This is a genomic window from Pseudomonas sp. S09G 359, from assembly GCF_002843605.1.
Classification (GTDB): domain Bacteria; phylum Pseudomonadota; class Gammaproteobacteria; order Pseudomonadales; family Pseudomonadaceae; genus Aquipseudomonas.
The window spans coordinates 3,727,518-3,738,303 of sequence record NZ_CP025263.1 but is presented as its reverse complement, the minus strand read 5'-3'; the positions used below and the strand labels follow the sequence as shown (position 1 = coordinate 3,738,303).

At 61.9% G+C, this 10,786-nt stretch carries 9 protein-coding genes and 2 pseudogenes; 1 reads left to right on the top strand and 10 read right to left on the bottom strand.

The window, feature by feature from the left end; genetic code table 11:
* Positions 1–19: 19 nt before the first annotated feature.
* The 9 genes and pseudogenes from glgA to CXQ82_RS16885 form a co-directional block, all read right to left on the bottom strand.
* Positions 20–1,576 (bottom strand): glycogen synthase GlgA, encoded by a 1,557-nt coding sequence (gene glgA, locus CXQ82_RS16920; RefSeq protein WP_101270963.1) that lies wholly within the window; start codon positions 1,574–1,576, stop codon positions 20–22.
* 540 nt (positions 1,577–2,116) lie between these two features.
* Positions 2,117–3,070, bottom strand: coding sequence for a D-2-hydroxyacid dehydrogenase family protein (locus CXQ82_RS16915; protein ID WP_101270960.1), 954 nt, complete (start codon positions 3,068–3,070; stop codon positions 2,117–2,119).
* A gap of 26 nt (positions 3,071–3,096) precedes the next feature.
* On the bottom strand, positions 3,097–4,098 hold the full coding sequence (locus tag CXQ82_RS16910; RefSeq protein ID WP_101270958.1) for an alpha/beta fold hydrolase: 1,002 nt from the start codon (positions 4,096–4,098) through the stop codon (positions 3,097–3,099).
* 44 nt (positions 4,099–4,142) lie between these two features.
* Entirely contained in the window at positions 4,143–4,586 is a 444-nt protein-coding gene (locus CXQ82_RS16905) for a YqaA family protein (protein WP_101270956.1), read from the bottom strand.
* A 3-nt stretch (positions 4,587–4,589) separates the two neighbouring features.
* On the bottom strand, positions 4,590–5,036 hold the full coding sequence (locus CXQ82_RS16900; protein WP_101270954.1) for a DUF411 domain-containing protein: 447 nt from the start codon (positions 5,034–5,036) through the stop codon (positions 4,590–4,592).
* An 82-nt stretch (positions 5,037–5,118) separates the two neighbouring features.
* Positions 5,119–5,577, bottom strand: a complete 459-nt coding sequence (locus tag CXQ82_RS16895; protein ID WP_101270952.1) for an SRPBCC family protein — start codon at positions 5,575–5,577, stop codon at positions 5,119–5,121.
* Between the two features lie 90 nt (positions 5,578–5,667).
* Positions 5,668–6,180: pseudogene (locus CXQ82_RS31980) on the bottom strand (methyl-accepting chemotaxis protein); the annotation flags it as partial.
* 348 nt (positions 6,181–6,528) lie between these two features.
* Positions 6,529–7,566: pseudogene (locus tag CXQ82_RS31975) on the bottom strand (cache and HAMP domain-containing protein); the annotation flags it as partial.
* Positions 7,567–7,796: 230 nt separating this feature from the next.
* The gene (locus CXQ82_RS16885; RefSeq protein WP_101270948.1) at positions 7,797–8,792 is read right to left on the bottom strand and encodes an aldo/keto reductase; all 996 of its coding nucleotides are present in this window, start codon (positions 8,790–8,792) and stop codon (positions 7,797–7,799) included.
* 116 nt (positions 8,793–8,908) lie between these two features.
* On the opposite strand from CXQ82_RS16885, the gene CXQ82_RS16880 reads away from it, so the two are divergent.
* The gene (locus CXQ82_RS16880) at positions 8,909–9,820 is read left to right on the top strand and encodes a LysR family transcriptional regulator (RefSeq protein ID WP_101270946.1); all 912 of its coding nucleotides are present in this window, start codon (positions 8,909–8,911) and stop codon (positions 9,818–9,820) included.
* Here CXQ82_RS16880 and CXQ82_RS16875 read toward each other — a convergent pair.
* Positions 9,817–10,722: an AraC family transcriptional regulator gene (locus tag CXQ82_RS16875; RefSeq protein ID WP_101270944.1), complete on the bottom strand. Its 906-nt coding sequence runs from the start codon at positions 10,720–10,722 to the stop codon at positions 9,817–9,819. The two genes, CXQ82_RS16880 and CXQ82_RS16875, sit on opposite strands and share 4 nt — an antisense overlap.
* Between the last annotated feature and the right edge of the window lie 64 nt (positions 10,723–10,786).

Genomic DNA, 10,786 nt, shown 5'->3' with positions numbered 1-10,786 from the left:
CTATGAAGACCTCCCTTGATTATTTAGTCGATTTCCCCAAGGCCTTGGCCACCAGTTGTTCGTACAGTTCTGCGTAGGGTTCTACCGCCTGGCACCAGTTGAAGGGTTGAGTCATGGCCCGGCTGCGCATGGCATTGAGCAGGCCTTTGTTGGCGAATACGCGCAAGGCGCGGCTCAGCGCTTCTTCGTAGCTTTCTACCGTGGATTCATTGAACAGGAAGCCGGTGACGCCATTCTCGATAGTGTCCGCCAGGCCGCCGGTATTACGCGCCACCGGCAGTGAGCCGAAGCGTTGTGCGTACATCTGGCTCAGGCCGCAAGGCTCGTAGCGCGACGGCATCAGCAAAAAGTCACTGCCGGCAAACATGCGGCGGGCATCGGTTTCGTTGAAGCCGATACGCACGCCAACCTGGCCGGGGAAGCGCAACGCCAGTTCACGCATGGCTTGCTCTTCTTCCGGCTCGCCGCGCCCGATAATTGCGATCTGGCCGCCGTTTTCGACAATAAAGCTGGCGACGGCTTCGGTCAGGTCCAGGCCTTTCTGGTAGACCAGGCGCGACACCACGGCGAACAGCGGGCCGCTGGAGTCATGCAGGCCGAACAGTTCGCGCACATGGGCGGCGTTGGTGGCCTTGCCGTCCCAGTCGCCGATGTTGAAGTTGTGGGTCAGGTGGGTGTCGGTGGAGGTTTCCCAGCTTTCATCAATACCGTTGGGGATACCACTGAGCAGGCCTTGCTGGGTCTTGGCGGCGAGGAAACCGTCGAGGCCGCAGCCGAATTCCGGGGTGGTGATTTCCTGGGCGTAGGTGGCACTCACCGTGGTGATGTGGCTGGAATACGCCATGCCGGCCTTGAGGAACGACATTTTGCCGTAGAACTCCATGCCTTCCTGTTGCAGCGCATGGGGCGGGATACCCAGCTCTGGCGTGGAGGCCAGGCTGACCACGCCCTGGTAGGCCAGGTTATGAATGGTGAACAGGGTCGGTGTGCGTGACCCACGCCAGTGCATATAGGCCGGGGCCAGGCCAGCGGGCCAGTCGTGGGCGTGCACCAGGTCCGGGCACCAGTGAATCTGCGCGAGGTTGGCGGCCATGTCGGCGGCGGCCAGGCCCAGGCGGGCGAAGCGAATATGGTTGTCAGGCCAGTCGCGGCCGTTGTTGGCGCCGTAAGGTGTGCCTTCACGCTCGTAGAGTTCAGGGCAGATCAGTACATAGATGACCAGGCCGTCCTTGAGGTCCATGCGCCCGATCTTGCACGGCGGCAATGCGGCGTGGCCGCCCAGCTCGCCAATGATGTGGATCGGGTTGTCGCTTTCCATCACCTGCGGGTAGCCGGGGATCAGCACGCGCACGTCATGCAGATGGGCCATGGCGCGGGGCAGGGCGGCGGACACGTCGCCCAGGCCGCCGGTTTTGACCAGGTCGGCGAATTCGGACGTTACGAAGAGCACTTTCTTTCGATTAGGGTTCTGACTCACGATCGGCCGCACAGTGTTGGGCAGGTCGGCCAACGAGGTCGGTCCCCCTACCGGCTGACTGAAGCGCTCTCCCTGAGTATCTACTGCGGCACTGATCATAATGCACTCCCATTTGTTGGTCGGCTAATGGCCCGCTGCCATTAGCTCCGATTGGCCGCATCCTGCGGCCAGGCGCACAAGCACTGTACAAACTGGCAAGGCGTATGCCAGTTGCACGGCAAGCGTAAAAAGATTGGATAGACGGCATTCGCTGTGAAGCGCGGGTGCTCGCCTTACCTTAAAACTGGACCAATGGCAGAGTCGGAAAGTTTCGATTTTTTGCGGGGTTTTTGTTTTGGAACGGACCCATCGGTCATCAGTCTAGGACAGATCCTAGAGCCTGTAGGGTTTCTAGGAGAATTTTGTAGGACAAAAAACTTGTAACCGCAAATGGATCGGTTATTAGCCCGGATCTCGACCTGCCGCAGGGCCTACTCCGGCGAACAGGCTGTTGTGGCGAGCGGGCTTGTCGAATCGTCGCACCGCCGCGTTGGGCTGCGCAGCAGCCCCAATTCAACAGCTGCCAGAATAGCCCCGCGTCACGCCCCAACGCGGGCAAGCCCTCTCGCCACAACAGCGCGGGCGCCCTTTAATGGTGCGTCAGCCGAGCACGCGAATGGGCGCCTGATTGGCCCAGGCCTGGATAGCCTCGATCATCTGCTGGTAGAACTGCCGGTAATTCTGCTCGCTTACGTACCCCACATGCGGCGTGGCCAGCACATTGGGCAGGCGGCGGAACGGGTGCTCGGCCGGCAACGGCTCCTCGGCGAACACATCCAGCGCCGCCCCGGCCAGGCGGCCGCTTTGCAATGCCTGCACCAGCGCCGGCTCATCCACAATCGGCCCGCGTGCGGTGTTCACCAGGCGCGCGGTGGGCTTCATCCAACCCAATGCCTCGGCGTCGACCAGGCCACGGCTGAGGTCACTGAGCACCAGGTGGATGCTGAGGATATCGGCCTGTTCGAACAGTTCTTGTTTGCTGACCCAGGTCACCCCGGATTGCGCCGCGCGCTCGGGCGTGAGGTTTTCACTCCAGGCAATCACACGCATGCCGAACACCTGGGCGAACTGCGCGACCTTCTGGCCAATGCTGCCAAGCCCGAGAATGCCCAGGGTCTTGCCGTACAGGTCGCCGCCCAGGCCAACCTGCCAGCCGCCGGCGCGCAGCGAGTTGGCTTCGGCGAGCAGGTTGCGGGTGCTGGCCATGATCAGCGCCCAGGTCAGTTCCGGCGCCGCCTGCTTATAGCTGTCGGTGCCGCATACCTGTATGCCCAACGCCTTGGCGGCGGGAATGTCGATGGCGGCGTTGCGCATGCCGCCAGTCACCAGCAATTTCAGGCGGGGTAGCTCCTGCAACAGGGCCTTGTCGAAGGTGGAACGTTCGCGCATCACGCAAATCACCTCGAAGCCCTGCAAGCGCTCGACCATCGTCGCGGTATCCGCCGGGTAGTCGTGCAAAAAATGCACCTGGCCGACGGATTCCAGCACCGACCAATCCACCACGCCACTGGCCACATTCTGCCAATCATCAATGACTGCGATCTGTACCGACATTCACGAGTGCCTCGAAAAAGGTTGGATTAAAGGGCGTTCAAACCCTGCAACAGCGCTTTATGAAATTGGGCCGGTTCTTCCATCTGCGGTGCATGCCCCAGGCCAGGGAATTCCACCAGGGTGGCATGCGGGATCAGCTTGGCCGCCTGCTCACCGAGTACCTCGTAGTTGCCGAGCTTGGCCTTGACCTCCGGCGGCGCGAGGTCTTTGCCAATCGCGGTGTTATCGGCGGTACCGATCAGCAGCAGGGTCGGCATCTGCAGGTTCTTGAACTCGTAGTACACCGGCTGGGTGAAGATCATGTCGTAAATCAGCGCCGAATTCCATGCGACCAGTTTATGCCCGGGGCCGTTGCTCAGGCCGGCGTACATGTCTACCCAGCGCTCGTACTCCGGCTTCCAGCGCCCCACGTAATAGGTGTTGAGCTGGTACTTGCGAATGCCTTCGGCGCTGACGTTGAGCTCGCGTTCATACCACTGGTCCACGCCGATAGAGGGTACGCCCAGGGCTTTCCAGTCCTCCAGCCCGATGGGGTTGACCATCGCCAGCTGTTCGGTTTGCTTGGGGTACATCAACGCGTAACGGGTGGCGAGCATGCCGCCGGTGGAGTGGCCAATAATCGTGGCCTTGTGGATGCCGAGTTTTTCCAGCAATTGATGGGTGTTGCGCGCCAGTTGCTGGAAGCTGTACTGGTAGTGGTCGGGCTTGCTGGAGGTGCAGAAGCCTATCTGGTCTGGCGCGATCACGCGGTAGCCGGCGTCGCTCAACGCCTTGATCGTGCCCTCCCAGGTGGCGCCGCAGAAATTCTTGCCGTGCATCAGCACCACGCTGCGGCCGTTGGCCTCTCCTTTGGCCGCGACATCCATGTAGCCCATTTGCAGGGATTTGCCCTGTGACTGGAAGTTGAAGTGCTCAAGGGGGTAGGGGTATTTGAAGCCTTGCAGCTCGGGGCCGTAGGTGGCGGCAAATGCCGGGGCGGCAGTGGCCGTCAGCAGGCCGGCGAGGCAAAAAGCGCGGATTAGAGGCATTGGCGGGTCTCCGAGAAGGGTGCTCGGATGCTGTTGCGAGGGGATTAAGTGGGGATTAACAGCCACTGCAAGGTCAGCGCGGCCAGCACGCCATAACGCAGGCCCTTGGCCAATGTCACCAGCAGCAGAAAACGCCACAAGGGCTCGCGCATCACCCCTGCCACCAGCGTCAGCGGGTCGCCAATGATGGGCACCCAACTGAGCAATAGCGTCCAATGCCCCCAGCGCGCGTAATGGTAACGAGCCTTGTCCAACTGCTTGTCGCTGACCGGAAACCAGCGTCGCTGCTTAAAGCGCTCCACGCCGCGCCCGAGCAGCCAGTTCACCACTGAACCGAGCACATTGCCCAGCGTCGCGATCCCCAGCAGCAGCCATAAGCTGTAGTGCCCACTGACCAACAGCCCAACGAGCACGGCTTCTGATTGCAACGGCAGCAAGGTCGCGGCACCGAAAGCGGCGAAAAAAAGCCCCAGGTAACCTGCCAGCACCGGTCAGTGCGCCGGGTATTCGGCCACTACCACGTCTTTGCCGTCACGGGTCAGGCCGATGACCTGATAAGCGTCGCTCATGCCGTCCATTTCCATGCCCGGCGAGCCCATGGGCATGCCCGGTGCGGCGATACCGAGCAAATCGTCACGTTTGCGCAAGGCCAGTACTTGCTCGGCGGGCACGTGGCCTTCAACAAACTTGCCGTCGATCACGGCGGTGTGGCACGAACCCAGGCGCGGGGCCACGCCGAGGCGTTGCTTGACTGCACTCATGTCTGTTTCGACATGGTCGTTGACCTTGAAGCCATTGCTCTCAAGGTGGCTGATCCACTTCTTGCAGCAGCCGCAGTTGGCATCGCGGTGCACGTCAATGGGGATCAGGTCGGTGGCCTGGGCGAACGTGGCGGCAAAAAGCGTCGAAAGCAGGGCCAGTCGCAATGGGTTTTTCATCGGCGGTCTCAGTGAATGCGGGGCGATAAGCCAGGCATTCTCCCTGCTTTTTCCCATGGGGCGCGGCGGTAATGTTTCAAAATTATACGAAGGGCGGGTTTTCCAGCCGATGCTTGAGCTGGTCGATGGCGATGGCCGACAGCTCGATCATGCGCTCATGCAAGGTAGCCAGCTGCAATTCGGTTTCATAGGTCAGCACCCGTTTGAACAGCGTGCCGTCGCGAAACGGTTGCAGAAAGTAGTGGATGGAGCCATCCACGGCCAGGGAGGTAAACACGGTCTTGAACTCGCCGGGGCGTCGGGCGATCTGCACGCGGTAGCTCATGGGCACGCGTACGCCGAGCAGGTCGATCATTTCGGTAAACCGCGCACCGGCGGGGAGGGGGCCGGTGGTGCCGGTGTCGGCACTCAGGGATGTGGGGTGCCATTCATGCCAGCGGTCGGGCTGGGTTACATAGTCGTAAACGGCATCGATGGGGGCCTGGATAAAGCGTTCCTGACTGATCCGCTCCAAGCGGACCGACTGCTCGACAGCGCGCATGGCACACCTCCTGTGTGGCGGGGCTAAACACTTGGAACTGTCAGAATAGTCCCACTCCCGCGCATTGCACGGGAGTGTCTCAGTAATTTATCACTGCACCTTGAAGCGCCCCATCAGCGCAATCACCCGACCATTGGCATCCAGCAGGCTTTGGGTATTGGTCTCGGTGGCGTGGCCGCTTTGCACCAGCTCGTCGACCATATGCCGGATATGCACCATGCTGCGGTTGATCTCCTCGGTCACCGCGCTTTGCTGCTCGGCGGCCGTGGCGATCTGGGTGCTGAGGTTGTTGATATGGCTGACCGAGCCGGCCATTTCGTCCAGACCGGTGTTCACCCGTGCCGTGGCATCCGCCGCCGATTGGCAGCTGGCCTGGGTGTTTTCCATGGCCGCCACCGACGAACTCACGCCGGCAGTCAGGCGTGCGAGCATCTCGTTGATTTGCGAGGTGCTGGCCTGGGTGCGCGCGGCCAAGGCGCGTACTTCGTCGGCGACCACTGCAAAACCACGGCCTTGTTCGCCGGCCCGCGCTGCTTCAATCGCGGCATTCAGGGCCAGGAGGTTGGTCTGGCCGGCAATTGCGCCGATCACGCCGAGGGTTTCGGTGATGCGGGCGGCGTCCTGGCGCATGTTTTCCACGGTGTGGGTGGCGCTGGCGACTTCGCCGATCAACGCCCCCACACTGCTGGACGCTTCGCCCACCACCACGCGGGAGCGGTCGGCGTGTTCGTTGGCGCGCTGGGTGAACGAGGCGGTTTCAGCGGCGTTCTGCGCAACGGTATCGGCGGTGGAGCTCATCTCGGTGATGGCGGTGACGGTCTGGTCGGTCTCCGAGGCGTGGCGGACCAGGATCTGGTTGGTGTGCGCCGAGGTTTTCTGCAGTTGCTCAAGGCCCGATGACATGGCACCCGTGGCCAGGGTCACTTCGCCGATCATGTTTTGCAGGTAGACGATAAAGCGGTTGACCGAGTGGCCGATGGCGCCCAGTTCGTCTTCGGCGCGGATAGTGATGCGTCGCGTCAGGTCGGCGTCGCCCGTGGACAAGGCATCGATATTGCTTTTCAGCGCCCTCATGCGTTGCACCAGTTGGCGAATCGCATACACCGCGAGCAGCACCAGCAGCAACACCATGGGGATTTGCAGCAGGGCCAGGCTGCCGAGCACGTCATCACGCTGGGCGGTGATGAGCGACGTAGGCAGCGCAGTCGCGAGGAACCACGGTGTGCCTTCGATCGGGCGCATATAGAAGGTGCTGGCGACGCCCTGGTTGTCGAATTCGCTGCGTTGCAGCGCCTGGTCGCGGTGGGCCAGGGCTTTGCTGACCTGGGCAGCAAACGCCGAGGAGCTTGCCAGTTCGCTGATGTTCTTCAACACCACCGGGCTGCTCAGGCGCGTACTGTTGCTGATGATCTTGCCGTCGGCTTCGACGATCAGCATCTGCCCGCCGATGTCTTTTTCCTTGCTGGCCACCAGCTCGTTGAAGAAGCCCAGGGTCACGTCAATGGTGGCCACGCCGTACGCGGCGCCGTCACGCTGGATCGCCATGGCGCAATTGGTGCGCGGCTCCTGGCTGGCATCGTCCTTATAGGCTGCGGCCCACGCGCATTGGCCACGCGGCGAGGCGAGGCCGCCCTTGTACCAGCTCTGGTCGTAATAGTTCGGCGCAGGGTCGCTGTTCCAGAACGTATTCACCGCCAGCTTGCCCGACGCATCGCGGTGCCAGAAGGTGCTGTGTTTATTGCGTCCGGGGGTGCGCTGGTTCGGCAGGGGCCAGATGCCGCCGCCGAAGACTTTCAGCTCGCCATACTGGTCCACCAGGCCGGGGAGCACCTTGTCGATGGCGTCGCTGTCGAGCAGGGGGATGGTTTGGGTGATGCTGCGTTGCTGGGCCTGAACCTTGTTCAGTTCGCCCTTGATCTGATCGGCCACTTCGGCGATGCGGTTGAGCACCACCTGTTCTTCGGTGTGGCGCAACGTGGGCGCGACCATCTGGCCGATACCAACGACGGTCAACACGATTAGCACCAGGACGAACAGCACCAGAAACAGGGTGTAGCGGGCTTGGATAGAGCGCAGTGGGGGCATGGGGTCGTCCTTACGAAGCGTTTATTATTCACGCGGCTTTGTTAGAGCTTCGTCGGGCTATCGGCTTGGGCTGTAGGAGCTTTAGGTACCATCGTGCAAGAAAGTGCAGGCGCCGCCGAACGGCGCCCCCCACCTTAGATATCCAGCATCGCCATGACTTCCTTGGGGTAACGCAAGCCTACCGTTGCGTCGGCGGGGAAAATCGCCTCGAGTGCCGCGCGTTCGGCAGCGCTGAGGGTGATCGACACGGCTGCCACGTTCTGTTCCAGGTATTTGCGTTGCTTGGTCCCGGGGATCGGGATGAGGTAGTCACCCTGTGCCAATACCCACGCCAAGGCCAGTTGCCCGGCGGTCACACCTTTGTCGGCGGCCAGGCGTTTTACCTGCGCCACCAGTTGCAGGTTTTTCGCGAAGTTTTCGCCCTGGAAACGCGGGCTGAAGCGGCGGTAATCATCCGCACCGAAATCCTCCGGGCTTTGCAGTGCGCCGGTCAGGAAGCCCCGGCCCAAAGGGCTGTAGGGCACAAACGCGATGCCCAGGCGCTGGCAAGTGGCGAGGCAGCCGTTGCTTTCCTGGTCGCGGCTCCACAGCGAATATTCGCTTTGCAGGGCGCTGATCGGATGCACCTTGTGCGCCCGCTCCAAAGTGGCGGCGGAGGCTTCGCTGAGGCCCAGGTAACGGACCTTGCCTTGCTTGACCAGCTCGGCCATGGCGCCAACGGTTTCTTCGATGGCCACGTTCGGGTCGATACGGTGCTGGTAATACAGGTCCAGGGTCTCGACCCCCAGGCGCTGCAGTGTGCCGTCGATGGCTGAGCGAATGTAGTCGGGGCGGCCATTCACGCCACGCAGGGCCGGGTTGGCCGGGTCGCGTACGATGCCGAACTTGCTGGCCAGGAACACTTGGTCGCGCTTGCCGGCCAGGGCTTTGCCGAGCAGCTGTTCATTGGTGTGGGGGCCGTAGATGTCGGCGGTGTCGAGAAAATTGACGCCCAATTCCAGCGCGCGATGCAAGGTGGCGACGGCCTCCGTGGTGTCGGTGCCCGGCGTGTAGAAATCGCTCATGCCCATGCAGCCGAGGCCGATGGCGGAAACCTGCGGGCCGTTTTTGCCCAGTTGACGAGTGTGCATGGGGTTAACTCCTATTGATGAGGCGCCCATTGTCATCCTCGACAAAAGCAGGATAAACCGGCTAAAAGCACTATCACTATTCGTAATTTCTAAATAATCCCCTGAGGTATCGCCCCGTGGACCGTTTCAACGCGATGCGCGTGTTTACCCGGATTGTCGAGTTGGGCGGGTTTGCCAAGGCGGCGGACAGCCTGCAACTGCCGCGCGCTTCGGTGACGGTGTTGATCAAGCAATTGGAAGCCCACCTCGGCGTGCAGTTGTTACAACGCACCACACGCCAGGTCAGCCCCACCCTGGATGGCGCCGCGTACTACCAGCGTTGTGTGCAGTTGCTGACAGACCTGGAGGAAACCGAGGCGGTGTTTTCCACCCGGCGCCAGAACCCGCGCGGCACGCTGAGCATTGATATGCCGGCGGGCATTGGGCGCTTTCTGGTGATCCCGGCCTTGCCGGCGTTCACGGCGCGTTACCCGCAGATCGAGCTGGAAATCGGCCTTAACGACCGCCCGGTGGACCTGATTCGTGAGGGGGTGGATTGCGTGCTGCGTGGCGGTTTGGCGCTGGACGACTCGCTGGTGGCACGGCCGCTGGCGATGATGGACCAAGTCACCTTGGCCAGCCCCGGTTACCTGCAGCGCATGGGGATACCGCAAAACCTCGACGATTTGGCCCGGCACCAGATGGTCGAATACGTGTCCAGCGCCAGCGGCAAACGCTTCGGCCTGGAATTTGAGCTGGGTAACGAACTGCGCCCGGTCAACCTGCAAAAGGTGGTGGCGGTGAATAGTGCCGACGGCTACTTCTGTGCCTGTGAGGCGGGCTACGGGCTGATCCAGGCGCCGTACTATAACGCCATGGCGCGACTCGCCCAAGGCACACTGGTGGAAGTGCTGCCACAGCTGGCCGTGCCAAAAATGGCCCTGACCGCGCTGTACCCGCCGCATCGCCAGTTATCGCAGCGGGTGCGCGTGTTTGTCGATTGGCTGGTCGAACTGTGCGCTCAACCTGGCACTGGCTTGCGGCGCTAGGCCTGCGCCTTGCGGTAGGCGCCCGGTTGCTGCCCGGTCACCTTGTGAAAGGCCCGGGTAAACGCCGCCACCGATTGATAGCCGACCGCCAGCGATACATCCGCCACGGTCTGGTCTGCCTTGAACAGCTGGCAGGCGTGGCGCATGCGCATCATCAGCAACACCTGCCCCGGCGACTGCCCGCACAGTTCATTGAAGCGTTTGAAAAACGCCGAGCGTGACAGCCCGGTGCAGGCGGCCATGCTTTCCAGGGTCCAGGCGTCGGCCGGGTGGGCTATCAATTGTTCGAGCAAATTGGCGAACGCCGGTTGCCGGCCCAGTGCGGCCAGGCCGCCGAGTTCAGTGTTATCCAGCACCTGTTGGCGCAACACATACAGAAACAGCAGGTGGCACAGCCGTTCGAGCAAGGCGGAAGACGGCGCCGGCGTGCGTTGGCATTCTTGCAGGATCAGTTCGAACAGGTTGCGCGCGGCAATCAGCGACGGGTCGCCGGCGCGCAGAATGATCCAGGCGGGCAGGGTATCGACAATCATCGCCGACAACCCGGACTGGAAATCAAAGAACCCGCAGACCAGCCCCACGCCATCGCTGGCGCTGGTGTCCAGCGGCAGCATCGGGCGGCGCGGGCACTCCTGCGCGCCGGCTGCCGTGGCGGCGCCGGACAGCCGATATTCAAGGTCACGCAACAGGAACACCGCATCACCCTCGTTCAACTGCACGGGCGTGGTTTCTCCCTCGATATGCAGCCAGCACTGGCCCTGCACAATCAGGTGGAAACTCGCCCGGGCCAGGCCATGGGTGCTGGCGTGCCAGTCACCGCAATAACGGCCGACGTGAAACAGGCTGGTGTTGAGTTCGAGGCTGTCTAATAACCAATCGACAAGTGCACTGGACGAATTCATCTAATGGAAAGACTCAAGAGCAAGTAATCGCTACTTTAGACTATTGAGGGGTTTTTTTATAACC